This is a genomic window from Citrobacter meridianamericanus, assembly GCF_041320245.1.
Classification (GTDB): Bacteria; Pseudomonadota; Gammaproteobacteria; order Enterobacterales; family Enterobacteriaceae; genus Citrobacter; species Citrobacter meridianamericanus.
This window is the reverse complement of record NZ_CP101036.1, coordinates 1990986-2006702: the sequence shown is the minus strand read 5'-3', so window position 1 is coordinate 2006702 and position 15717 is coordinate 1990986. Positions and strand designations below refer to the sequence as shown.

Annotated in this window: 17 protein-coding genes; 13 read left to right on the top strand and 4 right to left on the bottom strand. The window is 53.0% G+C overall.

The window, feature by feature from the left end; translation table 11 throughout:
* Positions 1-30: 30 nt before the first annotated feature.
* The 3 genes from ltaE (at position 31) to NMD08_RS09500 (ending at position 3584) form a co-directional block, all read left to right on the top strand.
* Positions 31-1032, top strand: coding sequence for a low-specificity L-threonine aldolase (gene ltaE, locus NMD08_RS09510; protein ID WP_061067664.1), 1002 nt, complete (start codon positions 31-33; stop codon positions 1030-1032).
* 10 nt (positions 1033-1042) lie between these two features.
* Complete coding sequence (locus tag NMD08_RS09505; protein WP_370620029.1) at positions 1043-2473, top strand: DUF2867 domain-containing protein; 1431 nt, start codon at positions 1043-1045, stop codon at positions 2471-2473.
* A 97-nt stretch (positions 2474-2570) separates the two neighbouring features.
* Positions 2571-3584: an NAD(P)-dependent oxidoreductase gene (locus NMD08_RS09500; protein WP_115643591.1), complete on the top strand. Its 1014-nt coding sequence runs from the start codon at positions 2571-2573 to the stop codon at positions 3582-3584.
* On the opposite strand, the gene NMD08_RS09495 is transcribed toward NMD08_RS09500, so the two are convergent.
* Entirely contained in the window at positions 3581-4411 is an 831-nt protein-coding gene (locus NMD08_RS09495; RefSeq protein ID WP_370620027.1) for an N-acetylmuramoyl-L-alanine amidase, read from the bottom strand. The two genes, NMD08_RS09500 and NMD08_RS09495, sit on opposite strands and share 4 nt — an antisense overlap.
* Positions 4408-4731 (bottom strand): heavy metal-binding domain-containing protein, encoded by a 324-nt coding sequence (locus tag NMD08_RS09490; RefSeq protein ID WP_001160725.1) that lies wholly within the window; start codon positions 4729-4731, stop codon positions 4408-4410. Before NMD08_RS09490 ends, NMD08_RS09495 begins: the two co-directional genes overlap by 4 nt.
* Before the next feature lie 126 nt (positions 4732-4857).
* Here NMD08_RS09490 and NMD08_RS09485 point away from each other — a divergent pair, with 126 nt between their 5' ends.
* The 7 genes from NMD08_RS09485 to yegS all read left to right on the top strand — a co-directional run bounded on the left by NMD08_RS09485 (position 4858) and on the right by yegS (position 10409).
* A complete protein-coding gene (locus tag NMD08_RS09485; protein WP_370620025.1) occupies positions 4858-5373 on the top strand; it encodes a lipoprotein in 516 nt (171 codons plus the stop codon).
* A gap of 225 nt (positions 5374-5598) precedes the next feature.
* Positions 5599-6327 (top strand): arginine ABC transporter ATP-binding protein ArtP, encoded by a 729-nt coding sequence (artP, locus tag NMD08_RS09480; RefSeq protein WP_003027295.1) that lies wholly within the window; start codon positions 5599-5601, stop codon positions 6325-6327.
* 16 nt (positions 6328-6343) lie between these two features.
* Complete coding sequence (gene artI, locus NMD08_RS09475) at positions 6344-7075, top strand: arginine ABC transporter substrate-binding protein ArtI (protein ID WP_187253389.1); 732 nt, start codon at positions 6344-6346, stop codon at positions 7073-7075.
* Positions 7076-7081: 6 nt separating this feature from the next.
* Positions 7082-7798 carry an arginine ABC transporter permease ArtQ gene (gene artQ, locus NMD08_RS09470; RefSeq protein WP_016153668.1) on the top strand — a complete coding sequence of 239 codons (717 nt, stop codon included), beginning with the start codon at positions 7082-7084 and terminating at the stop codon, positions 7796-7798.
* Positions 7798-8466: an arginine ABC transporter permease ArtM gene (artM, locus tag NMD08_RS09465; protein ID WP_151219792.1), complete on the top strand. Its 669-nt coding sequence runs from the start codon at positions 7798-7800 to the stop codon at positions 8464-8466. The genes artQ and artM overlap by 1 nt, the downstream gene beginning before the upstream one ends.
* 180 nt (positions 8467-8646) lie before the next feature.
* Positions 8647-9378 carry an arginine ABC transporter substrate-binding protein ArtJ gene (gene artJ / locus NMD08_RS09460; RefSeq protein ID WP_151219793.1) on the top strand — a complete coding sequence of 244 codons (732 nt, stop codon included), beginning with the start codon at positions 8647-8649 and terminating at the stop codon, positions 9376-9378.
* 131 nt (positions 9379-9509) lie between these two features.
* A complete protein-coding gene (gene yegS, locus NMD08_RS09455; protein ID WP_151219794.1) occupies positions 9510-10409 on the top strand; it encodes a lipid kinase YegS in 900 nt (299 codons plus the stop codon).
* Positions 10410-10431: 22 nt separating this feature from the next.
* On the opposite strand, the gene fbaB is transcribed toward yegS, so the two are convergent.
* Complete coding sequence (gene fbaB, locus NMD08_RS09450; protein ID WP_016153672.1) at positions 10432-11484, bottom strand: class I fructose-bisphosphate aldolase; 1053 nt, start codon at positions 11482-11484, stop codon at positions 10432-10434.
* A 252-nt stretch (positions 11485-11736) separates the two neighbouring features.
* On the opposite strand from fbaB, the gene NMD08_RS09445 reads away from it, so the two are divergent.
* From NMD08_RS09445 to NMD08_RS09435, 3 genes are read left to right on the top strand one after another with little or no spacing between them, the layout of a single operon-like run.
* Positions 11737-13014, top strand: a complete 1278-nt coding sequence (locus NMD08_RS09445) for a nucleoside permease (protein WP_370608078.1) — start codon at positions 11737-11739, stop codon at positions 13012-13014.
* Positions 13011-14015: an ADP-ribosylglycohydrolase family protein gene (locus tag NMD08_RS09440; protein ID WP_252837756.1), complete on the top strand. Its 1005-nt coding sequence runs from the start codon at positions 13011-13013 to the stop codon at positions 14013-14015. Before NMD08_RS09445 ends, NMD08_RS09440 begins: the two co-directional genes overlap by 4 nt.
* Entirely contained in the window at positions 14012-14977 is a 966-nt protein-coding gene (locus tag NMD08_RS09435) for a PfkB family carbohydrate kinase (protein ID WP_151219796.1), read from the top strand. The genes NMD08_RS09440 and NMD08_RS09435 overlap by 4 nt, the downstream gene beginning before the upstream one ends.
* Here NMD08_RS09435 and NMD08_RS09430 read toward each other — a convergent pair.
* Positions 14951-15697, bottom strand: coding sequence for a GntR family transcriptional regulator (locus NMD08_RS09430; protein WP_151219797.1), 747 nt, complete (start codon positions 15695-15697; stop codon positions 14951-14953). The two genes, NMD08_RS09435 and NMD08_RS09430, sit on opposite strands and share 27 nt — an antisense overlap.
* Between the last annotated feature and the right edge of the window lie 20 nt (positions 15698-15717).

The following is a 15717-nucleotide window of genomic DNA, read 5'->3' as shown; positions in this document are numbered from 1 at the left end:
TTGAAGGATGAAGTGTAATAAGGAGATACCATGATTGATTTACGCAGTGATACTGTCACCCGACCCAGTCGCGCCATGCTCGAAGAGATGATGGCCGCCCCGGTCGGGGACGACGTCTACGGTGATGACCCTACCGTCAATGCCCTCCAGCAATACGCAGCCGAGCTTTCTGGTAAAGAAGCCGCAATTTTCTTACCTACCGGCACTCAGGCGAACCTGGTGGCCCTGCTCAGCCATTGTCAGCGCGGCGAAGAGTATATCGCCGGTCAGGGCGCGCATAACTATCTCTACGAAGCGGGTGGCGCAGCGGTGCTCGGCAGCATTCAACCGCAACCCATCGATGCCGCGCCGGATGGCTCCCTGCCGCTGGACAAAGTGGCAGCAAAAATCAAAGCAGACGATATCCATTTTGCCCGCACCCGTCTGCTCAGTCTGGAAAACACACATAACGGCAAAGTGCTGCCGCGTGAGTATCTGAAAGAGGCCTGGGAATTCACCCGGGAGCGCAACCTTGCCCTGCACGTCGACGGCGCGCGTATTTTTAACGCCATCGTCGCCTATGGCTGTGAGCTTAAAGATGTCACACAATACTGCGACTCGTTCACCATTTGTCTTTCCAAAGGTCTGGGAACGCCGGTAGGCTCGCTGCTGGTCGGCAGCCACGAGTACATCAAGCGTGCCATTCGCTGGCGAAAAATGACCGGCGGCGGAATGCGCCAGGCTGGTATTCTGGCGGCGGCCGGGCTGTATGCGTTGAAAAATAACGTGGCGCGTTTGCAGGAAGACCATGACAACGCTGCCTGGATGGCTGAACAGCTGCGCGAAGCAGGTGCGGACGTCATGCGCCACGACACCAACATGCTGTTTGTTCGCGTTGGCGAAGAGCACGCTGCCGCGCTGGGCGAATACATGAAAGCACAAGGCGTGCTGATTAACGCCTCGCCGATTGTGCGCCTGGTGATGCATCTGGACGTATCGCGTGAACAACTTGCTGAAGTCGTCGCCCACTGGCGCGCTTTTTTAACCCGCTAAGGAGATAGGTGTGCCGCAACGGATTTTGGTTCTTGGCGCCAGTGGCTACATTGGTCAGCATCTGGTAAAGGCACTCAGCCAACAAGGGCATCAGGTGCTGGCTGCGGCACGCCGCATTGAACGGCTGGAAAAGCAGCAACTCGCCAACGTCAGTTGCCATAAGATCGATTTAAACTGGCCAGATAATCTTGCGCCGCTGCTGATCGGTGTTGATACGGTCTATTATCTGGTCCACGGTATGGGTGAAGGCGGTGATTTTATCGCCCACGAACGCCAGGTGGCGATGAACGTACGCGATGCGCTACGTAATACCCCGGTCAAACAGCTTATTTTCCTGAGCTCATTGCAAGCTCCCCGGCATGAACAATCCGATCATCTGCGTGCGCGGCAAATAACCGCCGATACCCTGCGTGAATCAGGCGTACCGATGACGGAATTGCGTGCTGGCATCATCGTCGGGGCAGGTTCCGCTGCCTTTGAAGTGATGCGCGACATGGTCTACAACCTGCCGGTACTCACTCCTCCACGTTGGGTGCGTTCGCGAACAACACCTATCGCGCTGGAGAATTTGATGTATTACCTGGTGGCGCTGTTGGATCATCCCACACAACATAACCGCGTACTCGAAGCCGCCGGACCGCAGGTGTTGAGCTATCAGGAACAGTTCGAACATTTTATGGCGGTCAGCGGTAAACATCGCCTGCTGATCCCCATTCCCTTTCCTACCCGCTGGATTTCGGTTTGGTTTTTAAACGTCATTACGTCGGTGCCGCCGACCACGGCAAAAGCACTGATCCAGGGCTTAAAACACGACCTGTTGGCCGATGACACCGAATTACGTGCGTTGATCCCGCAAAAGCTGATTGCCTTTGATGACGCAGTGCGCAGCACGTTGAAGGAAGAGGAAAAGCTGGTCAACTCCAGCGACTGGGGTTACGACGCGCAGGCGTTTGCCCGCTGGCGTCCTGAATATGGCTATTTCGCCAAACAGGCTGGCTTTAGCGTCGAAACCTCCGCCAGCAAAAAAGCGCTGTGGCAGGTCGTGAATCAACTTGGCGGCAAAGAAGGCTACTTCTTTGGCAATATTTTATGGAAAACGCGTGCGGCGTTAGATCTGTTGGTCGGCCATAAGCTCGCTAAAGGCCGACCGCAACACCCGCTGTTACAAGTTGGCGATACTGTCGATAGCTGGAAAGTTATCATTGTTGAACCCGAGAAACAGCTGACGCTGCTGTTTGGAATGAAAGCGCCAGGTTTGGGTCGCCTGAGCTTCACGCTGGAAGATAAAGGCGATCACCGACGCATTGATGTACGCGCCTGGTGGCATCCACACGGCATGCCAGGTCTCTTCTACTGGTTGTTGATGATTCCAGCCCATCTGTTTATTTTCAGAGGTATGGCGAAGCGTATTGCCAAACTTGCAGAACAAATCACAGACTAATGCGAAAAAGAGACTGTATTCTTTCATGTTTCCCATTGCATACAGACGTAATTCACGGAAGAATGCGCACGACGTTTTTTAAACACAGTGGATTGATATGAAGGTACTGGTTACCGGAGCCACCAGCGGCTTAGGCCGAAACGCGGTTGAGTTCTTATGTAGCAGAGGCGTCAGCGTCAGAGCGACCGGTCGCAACGAAGCGATGGGCAAGCTGCTGGAGAAAATGGGCGCAGAATTTGTGCATGCCGATTTGACCGAGCTGGTTTCCTCGCAGGCAAAAGTGATGCTTGCCGGCATTGACACGCTGTGGCACTGCTCCAGTTTTACCTCACCGTGGGGAACTCAGGAAGCCTTCGATCTGGCCAACGTCCGCGCAACTCGCCGTCTGGGCGAGTGGGCAGTGGCCTGGGGCGTTCGTAACTTCATTCATATCTCCTCGCCGTCGCTCTATTTTGATTATCACCACCATCGTGATATCAAAGAGGACTTTCGTCCCCACCGCTTCGCCAATGAATTTGCCCGCAGCAAAGCGGCTGGCGAAGACGTGATCGCGTTGCTGGCACAGGCCAACCCGCAGACCCGTTTTACGGTATTGCGTCCGCAAAGTCTGTTCGGACCTCACGATAAAGTATTCATTCCCCGTCTGGCCCATATGATGTACCACTATGGCAGCATCCTGTTGCCGCACGGCGGAAGTGCACTGGTGGATATGACCTACTACGAAAATGCGGTGCACGCGATGTGGCTGGCAAGTCAGCAAGCCTGCGATAAGCTGCCGTCAGGTCGCGCGTACAACATTACCAACGGCGAGCATCGCACTCTGCGCAGCATTGTGCAGAAGCTCATCGACGAGCTGAATATTGATTGTCGGATCCGCTCCGTTCCCTACCCGATGCTGGACATGATTGCCCGCAGCATGGAACGTTTAGGCAATAAATCGGCAAAAGAGCCAAAACTGACGCATTACGGCGTCTCGAAGCTAAATTTTGATTTTACCCTGGATACTACCCGCGCTCAGGAAGAGTTGGGTTATCAGCCCATTGTGACGCTGGATGCAGGAATTGAACGTACCGCGGCCTGGTTACGTGACCACGGTAAGCTGCCGCGTTAGCCCTGCCCGTATTTCTCCAGTAACGCTTCGGCAATCGCCTGAGTTTCTGCATCCGCCACGCCGTTCCACAACGTCGGGCGGAAGTGCATCTGGAAGGCCATAATCACCCGCTGCTGTTCACGCGGCGTCATATCAGATTTTATCTCATAGCCGTAACGCGACAGCAGATCGAGTAAAGATTCGGTTGCTACCGGCGTGTGAGGCGCTCGCCCGGCAAGATAAAATGCCACACGCTGAGGGTCCGGCCACGCGCCAATGCCCTGTTCGGCCAGCACTTTCCATGGGAAAAGCGGTCCGGGATCGTCCTTTCGTTGCGGGGCGATGTCCGCATGGGCTACCACGTTCTGCGGTTTGATGTCGTAGCGGGCGATAATATCTTTCGCTAATGGGATCAGCGCCTGAATCTGCGCAGGCTCAAACGGCGCAAAATATTTTATCCCTGCCGATTTTTGCCAGCCGCGGTTTTCCAGCTCAATGCCAATTGAGGTATCGTTGATGCGCGTAGCGCCGCGCCAGAAGCTAATCCCCGCATGCCAGGCCAGATCTTGTTCGGGGACCAGTTGCCAGATGCGCGGTTTGCCGTGGTAGAGCGGCGGCACAGCCGGGATCAGATAGTGCGAACTGACGTTTTTATCCGTCAGCGTAGCCAGAGAAGAATCAAAATCATCCGCCGTGTAATGGATAACCAGCACTTTAATGCGCGGGTAAGCAGCCTGCGCCTTACGGCGGGTGTCTAACTGATACCCTTCTTTGTCGACAATGCCTTTTTCGCCAGCGCATCCCACCAGCAGCAGCGTAAATGCCAGTAGATACAGCAGACGCTTCATCGGCGGGTTTTCACCGCAGTGCCGCTGACGCTCACCATCAGCATACTGCCGTCTTTGCCCACGGTTTCGTAATCGATATCGATACCGACAACGGCATCAGCACCCAGCGCTTTAGCCTGTTCACCAAGCTCCTGAAAAGCAATTTCGCGCGCTTTTCGCAGCTCTTTTTCATACGCGCCGGAGCGACCGCCGACAATATCGCGGATGCCAGCAAAGAAATCGCGGAAGATATTCGCGCCTAGAATGGCTTCACCGGTAACAACACCGCAGTATTCCACGATGCTTTGCCCTTCCAGCGTAGGGGTAGTCGAAAACTGCATGTTTAATCTCCTTTTTGCGCTAAGAGCACGATCTCAAAAGCATTATCGAACCGATCCACTATCATTGAAAGGATATATTCTATCAACGTAGAACACTAATAGTAGAAAGCTAATAAGGAAATCATTATGCGCTACTCGAAACTCTCTCTGCTGGTCCCCTGTGCACTCCTTCTCAGCGCCTGTACTACCGTGACGCCGGTTTATAAAGATAACGGCGCACGTAGTGGTTCATGCGTAGAAGGTGGGCCAGACAGCGTGGCTCAACAATTCTATGATTACCGTATTCAGCATCGAAACAATGATCTTACCCCACTTCGTCCATACCTTAGTGACAACCTGGCTAAACTGCTGAACGATGCCAGTCGCGATAACGCGCATAGCGCTCTGTTTAACAGCGATCCGTTCTCCAGCCGCGCCACACTTCCGGACAGTGCCAGCGTCGCCAGCGCATCAACTATTCCGAATAGTGATGCACGCAACATCCCGCTACGCGTAGAGCTTAAACAAGGCGATCAAAGCTGGCGTGATGAAGTGCTGATGATCCGTGAGGGCCAGTGCTGGGTCATTGATGATGTCCGCTATTTGGGCGGCAGCGTACACGCGCCAGCCGGGACGCTGCGCCAGTCTGTCGAAAACCGTTAATCGCCCCATTTACTCGCCCAAATCATAACCCCCATTAATTGTCTGGCATTCTGCATAGAATGCCGACAATTATTCTTGCCCGCTGGTAGCCCCGCTATTTTGTGCTATGTTTAGATAAGAATGCGGTTTGCATTTAACTTTTAACGCATAAATATTGCATAACTATTCTGTCAAAGGTAGTATCTGCGGCTTCAATAGCTATCAGACTGCCAGTATCGAGTGTCAATGAGTATTCAATTAAACGGCATTAACTGCTTCTACGGCGCACATCAGGCGCTGTTCGATATCACGCTGGATTGCCCTCAGGGTGAAACACTGGTGTTACTTGGCCCAAGTGGAGCCGGGAAAAGCTCGCTACTGCGCGTACTCAACCTGCTTGAGATGCCGCGCTCGGGCACGCTCTCTATTGCAGGTAACCGTTTCGACTTCACAAAAACCCCGTCAGATAAAGCCATTCGGGATCTGCGTCAAAACGTCGGCATGGTCTTTCAGCAATATAATCTTTGGCCGCATCTCACGGTGGTGCAGAACCTGATTGAAGCGCCCTGCCGCGTACTGGGTCTGACAAAAGAGCAAGCGATGGCGCGTGCCGAGAAACTGCTGGAACGTCTGCGCCTTAAGCCATACAGCGATCGCTATCCGCTGCATCTCTCCGGTGGTCAGCAACAGCGTGTCGCCATTGCCCGTGCGTTGATGATGGAACCGCAGGTGCTGCTGTTTGATGAGCCTACCGCCGCGCTTGATCCGGAAATTACCGCCCAAATCGTCAGCATCATTCGTGAACTGGCGGAAACCAATATTACTCAGGTGATCGTCACCCACGAAGTGGAAGTTGCTCGTAAAACGGCCAGCCGTGTGGTGTACATGGAAAACGGTCATATCGTCGAGTTTGGGGATGCGAGCTGCTTTGCCAACCCGCAAACCGAAGCGTTTAAAAACTATCTTTCTCACTAAGATTCGGGACAATACAATGAAAAAAGTTCTGATTGCCGCGCTAATCGCAAGTTTTAGCCTTTCCGCTACCGCAGCCCAAACCATTCGTTTCGCCACCGAAGCGTCTTATCCTCCGTTTGAATCGATCGATGCTAACAACAAGATCGTAGGGTTTGACGTTGATCTGGCGAATGCGCTGTGTAAAGAGATTGACGCTACCTGTACCTTCACCAATCAGGCCTTCGACAGCCTGATCCCGAGCCTGAAATTCCGCCGTTTTGACGCGGTAATGGCCGGCATGGACATCACGCCTGAACGTGAAAAACAGGTTTTGTTCACCACTCCGTATTACGACAACTCTGCACTGTTTGTTGGCCAACAGGGTAAATACACCAGCATTGATCAGCTGAAAGGCAAAAAAGTTGGTGTTCAAAACGGTACTACGCACCAGAAATTCATCATGGATAAACATCCGGAAGTGACCACCGTGCCGTATGACAGCTACCAGAATGCCAAACTCGATCTGCAAAACGGGCGTATTGACGGCGTCTTTGGTGATACCGCTGTAGTGACTGAATGGCTGAAAGACAATCCAAAACTGGCCGCGGTTGGCGACAAAGTCACGGATAAAGATTACTTCGGCACCGGTCTGGGCATCGCTGTGCGCCAGGGCAATACCGAGCTGCAGCAGAAATTTAACGCTGCGCTGGAAAAAGTGAAAAAAGATGGGACTTACGAGACCATCTACAACAAATGGTTCCAGAAGTAATATTTGATGAATGAATTTTTTCCTTTAGCAAGCGCCGCCGGGATGACCGTCGGCCTTGCCGTTTGTGCGCTGATCATCGGCCTCGCGCTCGCCATGTTTTTTGCCGTCTGGGAGTCAGTAAAATGGCGCCCGGTGGCATGGACGGGTTCTGCCCTGGTCACCATCCTGCGCGGTCTGCCGGAAATTCTGGTGGTTCTGTTTATCTATTTCGGCTCCTCACAGCTGCTGCTGACGCTGGCCGATGGCTTTACGATCAATCTCGGTTTTGTACAAATCCCGGTGCAGATGCAGATCGAAAACTTCGACGTCAGTCCATTCCTGTGCGGTGTCATTGCACTGTCATTGCTGTATGCCGCTTACGCGTCGCAAACGCTGCGTGGCGCGCTCAAGGCCGTACCACTCGGGCAATGGGAGTCAGGTCAGGCGTTAGGTTTGTCTAAAGCTGCGATCTTCTTTCGTCTGGTGATGCCGCAGATGTGGCGTCACGCGCTGCCGGGACTGGGAAACCAGTGGCTGGTATTGCTGAAAGATACTGCGCTGGTCAGCCTTATCAGCGTCAACGATCTGATGCTGCAAACCAAGAGTATCGCCACGCGTACCCAGGAGCCATTTACCTGGTACATTGTGGCGGCGGCTATTTACCTGGTGATTACGCTGGTGAGTCAGTACATTCTCAAACGCATTGACCTGCGCGCGACACGTTTTGAGCGGAGACCGGGCTGATGCTTGAGTATTTACCTGAATTGTTGAAAGGGCTGCATACCAGTCTGACGCTGACGGTCGCCTCCATCGTAGTTGCTCTGGTGCTGGCGCTGATTTTCACTGTCATCCTGACGCTTAAGACGCCGATCGTGGTCTGGCTGGTTCGCGCCTATATCACGTTGTTTACCGGTACACCGCTGCTGGTGCAAATATTCCTGATCTACTACGGGCCAGGGCAGTTTCCGACGTTGCAGGAGTATCCGGTTCTATGGCATCTGCTCTCTGAACCGTGGCTGTGCGCTTTAATTGCCCTGTCGTTAAACAGTGCGGCCTATACCACCCAGCTGTTCTATGGCGCTATCCGTGCAATCCCGGAAGGCCAGTGGCAATCCTGCAGTGCGTTGGGGATGAGCAAGAAGGATACGCTGGCGATTCTGCTACCGTACGCCTTTAAACGCGCCCTATCTTCGTATTCCAACGAAGTGGTGCTGGTGTTTAAAAGTACTTCACTGGCATACACCATCACACTGATGGAAGTGATGGGCTATAGCCAGCTGCTGTACGGTCGTACTTATGACGTGATGGTTTTCGGCGCGGCTGGCGTGATTTATCTGATCGTTAACGGCTTGCTGACGCTGATGATGCGCTTAATTGAACGTAAAGCACTGGCGTTTGAACATCGTAATTAAGCGAAATAACTGCATAAACCTAAAAACACAAGACGGGCAAGTCTCATAACAGCCCGTCTTTTTTTACGTCAATAAAAATATTTAATCATTTTTATTGCATATAAATTCATTAAGTGGCATTGTTAGTCCACGCCGCAGACACGGTAAATAATCATAAGATAGACAGACGGGAGTTCCACCATGAAAAAGTTAGTACTGGCTGCATTACTTGCTACTTTCGCCGCTGGCGCCTCAGCTGCTGATAAAATTAATTTCGGTGTATCAGCGACTTACCCGCCATTTGAGTCGCTGGACGCCAGCAATAAAATTGTCGGTTTTGACATCGACCTGGCAACGGCGCTGTGCAAACAAATGCAGGCTGACTGTACTTTCACCAATCACGCTTTCGACAGCCTGATTCCCGCGCTGAAATTTAAGAAATATGATGCGGTAATTTCCGGAATGGATATTACGCCTGAGCGTAGCAAGCAGGTTGCATTTACTCAGCCTTACTATGCCAACTCCGCGCTGGTGATTGCGAAAAAAGACACCTATAAAACCTTTGCCGACCTGAAAGGTAAACGCATCGGTATGGAAAACGGCACCACGCACCAGAAATACCTGCAGGACAAGCATCCTGAGGTGAAAACCGTGGCCTACGATAGCTATCAGAATGCGATTATCGACCTGAAAAATGGTCGTATTGATGGCGTATTTGGCGATACCGCCGTGGTTAACGAGTGGCTGAAAACCAATCCGCAGTTAGGCGTAGCCACTGACAAAGTGACCGACCCACAATACTTCGGAACAGGCCTTGGCATCGCGGTTCGCCCGGATAACAAAGCCCTGCTGGAAAAACTAAACAGCGCGCTGGCGGCCATCAAAGCGGACGGCACGTACCAGAAAATCAGCGATCAGTGGTTCCCCCAGTAACGTCTGTCCAATCTGAAAAGCCGCTCTCTGCGGCTTTTTTTATCTCTTCGCCTGCGCTTTCAGTCAGTTCTTACGCCATAAATGCATTCCTGGCATACACTTGTTAAAACGAAAAAAAGTGAGGCAAAAGGATGATAGCATTCCCTGCCAGTTTACTGATCCTCAATGGAAAAAGTGCTGATAATCTTCCCCTGCGTAACGCTATTACACAGTTGCGTGATGAGGGCGTGGAAATCCATGTTCGCGTTACCTGGGAAAAAGGTGACGCCCAACGCTACGTTGATGAAGCTCGTCAGTTGGGCGTTGAAACGGTGATTGCCGGCGGCGGCGACGGCACAATAAACGAAGTCTCGACGGCGCTAATCCAGTCGCAGGGCGGCAATATACCGGCGCTGGGTATTTTACCGTTAGGAACGGCAAATGACTTTGCCACCAGCGTAGGTATACCCGACGACATTGATAAGGCATTAAAGCTGGCTATCGCCGCAAATGCGACGGCGATCGATATGGTGCAGGTCAATGATAAAACCTGTTTTATCAACATGGCGACCGGCGGCTTCGGCACACGCATCACTACCGAGACACCAGAAAAACTCAAGGCTGCGTTGGGTGGCGTATCATACTTTATCCACGGATTAATGCGCATGGATACGCTCAAACCCGACGTCTGCGATATTCGTGGAGAAGATTTTCACTGGCAGGGTAAGGCGCTGGTGATTGGTATCGGTAATGGTCGTCAGGCTGGTGGCGGGCAACAGCTTTGCCCGACGGCGCTGATCAACGATGGTCTGCTGCAACTGCGCATTTTTACCGGCGAAGAACTGTTGCCAGGGCTGCTTTCGGCGTTAACACAATCCGAAGACAACCCTAACATCATCGAGGGCGCATCATCATGGTTTGATATCCGCGCCCCACACGAAATTACCTTTAATCTCGATGGCGAACCGCTCAGCGGACAGGAGTTTCATATTGAAATCCTGCCCGCGGCGTTACGTTGCAGACTGCCGCCGGGTTGTCCACTGTTGCGCTAACACGACAACATCCCGGCTGGAATCAGGCGATAGTGACTTTGCTGTCCAGATAAACATCCTGCACGGCGTTAATCAGCTTAACGCCGTCGGCCATGGTTTTCTTGAATGCTTTGCGTCCAAGAATCAGCCCCATGCCGCCTGCTCGTTTGTTAATCACTGCCGTACGTACCGCATCACTGAGATCGGTTTCGCCGCCAGCCGCGCCGCCGGAGTTAATCAACCCGGCACGCCCCATATAGCAGTTCGCCAGTTGATAACGCACCAGGTCAATTGGGTTGTCGCTGGTCAGCTTACTGTAGACGCGATCGTCGGTGTAGCCAAAGTTAACCGCTTTATACCCGCCGTTGTTTTCCGCCATTTTCTGCTTAACAATATCCGCCCCAATAGTGGCCGCCAGATGGTTAGCCTGCCCGGTGAGATCGGCAGAAACATGGTAATCCACGCCGTCTTTCTTAAACGCTGAGTTACGCAGGTACGCCCACAGTACGGTGACCATCCCCAGCTCATGAGCACGCTCGAACGCGGCAGAAATCTCCTCAATCTGGCGACGAGACTCTTCTGAACCGAAATAGATGGTTGCCCCTACCGCTACCGCGCCCATATTGAATGCCTGTTCTACGCTGGCATACAGCGTCTGATCGAACGTATTAGGGTAGCTCAGCGTTTCGTTGTGGTTAATCTTCACGAGGAACGGAATGCGGTGCGCGTAGCGACGGGAAACAGAAGCCAGCACGCCATAGGTCGACGCCACACAGTTACACCCTGCTTCAATAGCCAGCTCCACAATATTCTTCGGATCAAAGTACAGCGGGTTAGCCGCAAATGATGCCCCAGCGGAGTGCTCCACGCCCTGGTCCACCGGTAGAATCGACAGATAACCTGTCCCGGCCAGTCGCCCCGTGTTATACAGCGTCTGCATATTACGCAGCACGGCTGGCGGACGGTTGTTATCCACCATCACGCGATCGACGTAATCATGTCCGGGCAGGTAAAGTTGGTCAGAAGGAATGGTCATACAACGATGCTGTAAAAGGTTGTCGGCGTCTTTGCCAAGCAACTGCGCAATATCAGTCATAGCTATGCTCCCGTAATTTCCGATTTGAAACCGGAATGTGGATTGTCCTGACCCGCTTTGTTGCGGGCAGCAATAAGCCTGGTACCGACTGCCCTTTTTTTCCATCTTTAGCGCACTTTTCAGCAACTTCTGCTGGCTCGATTCAGGAGGAAATAATGTTAAGGCGGTCAAATTTAGACCACAAAGGTATTTTAAAGGTATTATCAAATGGTACTATCAATGCGTACCTTACCTGTCATGAAGGATTTAAAGATGAAAACTACAGTTAAGCTGTCGTTCATGATGTTTGTAGAGTGGTTTATCTGGGGCGCCTGGTTTGTACCGCTGTGGCTATGGCTGAGTAAAAGTGGCTTTAGCGCCGGGGAGATCGGCTGGTCTTACGCCTGTACCGCGATAGCCGCGATCCTGTCACCCATCCTGGTCGGCTCTGTCACTGACCGTTTTTTCTCCGCACAAAAAGTCCTTGCGGTGTTGATGTTCGTCGGCGCTGTTTTGATGTACTTCGCCGCACAACAAACCACCTTCGCCGGTTTTTTCCCGCTGTTACTTGCCTATTCGCTGACCTATATGCCGACGATTGCGCTGACCAACAGCATTGCTTTTGCCAACGTCCCGGACGTTGAACGTGATTTCCCGCGTATCCGCGTGATGGGCACCATTGGCTGGATTGCTTCAGGTTTAGCCTGCGGTTTCTTACCGCAAATGCTTGGCTATAGCGACATCTCACCCACCAATATTCCTCTGCTTATTACTGCCGGAAGCTCAGCACTGTTGGGCGTCTTTGCGTTCTTTTTGCCGGATACACCGCCGAAAAGCACCGGCAAAATGGATTTCAAAGTCATGTTGGGTCTGGATGCGCTGATCCTGCTGCGGGATAAGAACTTCCTCGTCTTTTTCTTTTGCTCTTTCCTGTTTGCGATGCCGCTGGCGTTCTATTACATCTTCGCCAACGGTTACCTGACGGAAGTCGGGATGAAAAACGCCACCGGTTGGATGACACTGGGCCAATTCTCTGAAATCTTCTTTATGCTGGCGCTGCCGTTTTTCACCAAACGTTTTGGCATTAAAAAGGTATTACTGCTTGGTCTTATTACTGCGGCTATCCGCTACGGATTTTTCGTTTACGGCGGCGCGGAAGAATATTTCACTTATGCCCTGCTATTTCTCGGCATTCTGCTTCATGGCGTCAGTTACGACTTCTACTATGTCACGGCCTACATCTATGTCGACAAAAAAGCGCCGGTACATATGCGCACCGCAGCGCAAGGGCTTATCACCCTCTGCTGTCAGGGATTCGGCAGCCTGCTCGGATACCGTCTGGGCGGCGTAATGATGGAAAAAATGTTTGCTTACAAGGAGCCAGTTAATGGTCTTACCTTTAACTGGGCAGGCATGTGGGGATTTGGCGCGATCATGATCGCCATTATTGCCGTGCTGTTTATGATTTTCTTTCGCGAATCAGATGGAGAAATCACCGCCATTTCGGTGGATGATCGCGATGTAGCATTGAAACAAGGGGAAGTAAAATGAAAGCAGAACGTATTCTCGGAGCTCTTTATGGGCAGGCGTTAGGGGATGCGATGGGCATGCCATCGGAACTGTGGCCAAGAACCCGGGTTAAAGCCCATTTCGGTTGGATCGACAGTTTTTTGCCTGGTCCGGCTGAAAATAATGCCGCCTGCTACTTTAACCAGGCAGAGTTTACTGATGATACGTCTATGGCACTGTGCCTGGCAGATGCCCTGCTTGAGTGCGATGGAGAGATTGTACCCGATGTTATTGGCCGCAATATTCTGGCCTGGGCAGAGCGTTTTGATGCCTTTAATAAAAACGTGCTCGGCCCGACCTCAAAAATTGCACTCAAAGCCATTCGCGACGGCAAACTTGTCGCCGAACTGGAGAATAATGGTGTGACCAACGGGGCGGCAATGCGCGTTTCACCGCTGGGTTGCCTGCTGCCCGCCCGCTGTCTTGATGCGTTTATTGATGATGTAGCATTGGCCTCCAGCCCGACGCATAAATCGGATCTGGCGGTGGCCGGTGCGGTCGTGGTCGCATGGGCGGTATCACGCGCCATTGATGGCGAAAAATGGTCAGAGATTGTCGACGCGCTGCCTGCCATTGCCCGGCATGCCCAGCAAAAAAGGATCACCACCTTTAGCGCCTCGCTCTCGGCACGCCTTGAGCTGGCACTGAAAATCGTCCGTAATGCCGACGGCATTGAGTCCGCCTGCGAGCAGCTGTATCAGGTGGTGGGAGCCGGAACCAGCACCATTGAATCCGTGCCTTGCGCCATCGCCATGGTCGAACTGGCGCAGACCGATCCCAACCGCTGCGCCATTCTGTGTGCGAATCTGGGGGGCGATACTGACACCATCGGGGCGATGGCAACCGCCATTTGTGGCGCGCTGCACGGCATAAACGCGATTAACCCGGCCCTGAAACATGAGCTCGATGCGGTAAATCAGCTGGACTTTATGCGCTACGCCAGCGGATTACTGCGACTGCGCGAGCAACGGGAGGCGCTATGAGCACCACGCGTCTGCAACAACTTCTCCCGCAGTTACGCACACAGCGGCCGGTGACGGTGGTAGGCGCGGCGGTGATTGATGTCATTGCCGATGCGTATGCCCTTCCCTGGCGCGGATGTGACATTGAACTCAAACAGCAAGGGGTGAACGTTGGCGGCTGTGCGCTCAATATTGCCGTAGCGCTCAAACGTTTAGGTATCGACGCCAGTAATGCGTTACCGCTGGGTCAGGGGGTATGGGCCGATATTATCCGCAACCGGATGGCAAAAGAGGGACTGCAAAGTTTAATCGACAATGCTGAAGGCGATAACGGCTGGTGCCTGGCACTAGTGGAGCCTGATGGTGAACGTACCTTTATGTCCTTTAGCGGCGTTGAGAATCAATGGAATGCAGACTGGCTGGCGCAGCTTGATATCCCTCGCCACAGCCTGGTTTATCTTTCGGGCTATCAGTTAGCCTCTGGATGCGGTGAACTGCTGGTGCAGTGGCTGGAAGGTCTGGATGAAGTGATGCCATTTATCGATTTTGGACCACGTATAGGTGACATTTCCGAGGCCTTGATGACCCGCATTATGGCCTGCCGCCCGCTGGTATCACTCAATCGTCAGGAGGCGGAGATTGCCGCCGAGCGGTTTGCATTGAGTCAGGATGTAGAAGGTTTTGGCGCAGAGTGGGTACGACGTTTCGCCGCGCCGGTGGTGGTCCGTCACGATAAAGACGGTGCGTGGTATTTCAGCGCGCAGACATCCGGTTGCGTACCGGCATTTGCGACGACGGTTGTTGATACCATTGGTGCAGGTGACAGCCATGCTGGCGGCATGCTGGCCGGGCTGGCATCTGGCTGGACGCTGGCGGAAGCCGTACTGCTGGGTAACGCGGTAGCGTCCTGGGTAGTCGGGCATCGCGGCGGCGATTGCGCACCCTCGCGCGAGGCGCTACTCCTCGCACACAAAGACGTATAGATCGCTTCGACAGTAGCTGATGCTGTATTCAATGGGCCGTTGCTGTTGGTCAAGCGCTACCTGCTTGATCACCAGTACCGGCACTTTGCTGTCCATTTGTATATGTGCCTGAAACTCTGCGTCAGGCATTCGGGCGCTGACGCGTGAGCGCGTGCGCTGCGGGAAGATATGCTGGCTGCGAAAATAGTCATACAGTGAAACGCCGATGGCATCGACATCATGGATTAGATGGACAGGAACCCATGACTCTTCAATAGAAACCGCGTCTTCATCTACATAGCGAATGCGCTTGAGCAGAAAGACGTCACTCCCTACGGCAACCGCCAGATGCTGGGCCACCTCTTCCGGGCAGGGCACAATGCGCTTGTTGACCCACAACGTATCTGGTTTTTTACCGCGCAACACCACCTGCTGGGAAAAACCACGCGCCTCTTTGAGCGAATACTCGAAAATGTTGTTGATCTGTGTCCCATAACCACGGGCACGCGTCACTACGCCTTCTTCTTCCAGGGCCTGCATCGCCTTACGCACCGTAATTCGCGAAACGCCGGTCAACTGACTGAGATCGCGCTCGCCCGGCAGGATATTCCCATGCTCCAGAACCCCGCTGCGCACAGCGTTTTTCACCGTTTGGGCAAACTTCAGATACAGCGGTGTGTTATCAGCCGCTGAAATGCGCTCATTCAGTTGCGCGATAAGCTGGGTATGCGCTTGTTCCATTTATCTTTTCCTGCAGCCGT

Coding starts and splice junctions, on each gene's coding strand:
- artJ (WP_151219793.1), top strand. CDS start 8,647: ATGAAAAAGTTAGTACTGGCTGCATTACTTGCTACTTTCGCCGCTGGC.
- artQ (WP_016153668.1), top strand. CDS start 7,082: ATGAATGAATTTTTTCCTTTAGCAAGCGCCGCCGGGATGACCGTCGGC.
- NMD08_RS09440 (WP_252837756.1), top strand. CDS start 13,011: ATGAAAGCAGAACGTATTCTCGGAGCTCTTTATGGGCAGGCGTTAGGG.
- NMD08_RS09485 (WP_370620025.1), top strand. CDS start 4,858: ATGCGCTACTCGAAACTCTCTCTGCTGGTCCCCTGTGCACTCCTTCTC.
- artI (WP_187253389.1), top strand. CDS start 6,344: ATGAAAAAAGTTCTGATTGCCGCGCTAATCGCAAGTTTTAGCCTTTCC.
- NMD08_RS09495 (WP_370620027.1), bottom strand. CDS start 4,411: ATGAAGCGTCTGCTGTATCTACTGGCATTTACGCTGCTGCTGGTGGGA.
- ltaE (WP_061067664.1), top strand. CDS start 31: ATGATTGATTTACGCAGTGATACTGTCACCCGACCCAGTCGCGCCATG.
- artP (WP_003027295.1), top strand. CDS start 5,599: ATGAGTATTCAATTAAACGGCATTAACTGCTTCTACGGCGCACATCAG.
- NMD08_RS09435 (WP_151219796.1), top strand. CDS start 14,012: ATGAGCACCACGCGTCTGCAACAACTTCTCCCGCAGTTACGCACACAG.
- NMD08_RS09445 (WP_370608078.1), top strand. CDS start 11,737: ATGAAAACTACAGTTAAGCTGTCGTTCATGATGTTTGTAGAGTGGTTT.
- NMD08_RS09430 (WP_151219797.1), bottom strand. CDS start 15,697: ATGGAACAAGCGCATACCCAGCTTATCGCGCAACTGAATGAGCGCATT.
- yegS (WP_151219794.1), top strand. CDS start 9,510: ATGATAGCATTCCCTGCCAGTTTACTGATCCTCAATGGAAAAAGTGCT.
- NMD08_RS09490 (WP_001160725.1), bottom strand. CDS start 4,731: ATGCAGTTTTCGACTACCCCTACGCTGGAAGGGCAAAGCATCGTGGAA.
- NMD08_RS09500 (WP_115643591.1), top strand. CDS start 2,571: ATGAAGGTACTGGTTACCGGAGCCACCAGCGGCTTAGGCCGAAACGCG.
- artM (WP_151219792.1), top strand. CDS start 7,798: ATGCTTGAGTATTTACCTGAATTGTTGAAAGGGCTGCATACCAGTCTG.
- fbaB (WP_016153672.1), bottom strand. CDS start 11,484: ATGACTGATATTGCGCAGTTGCTTGGCAAAGACGCCGACAACCTTTTA.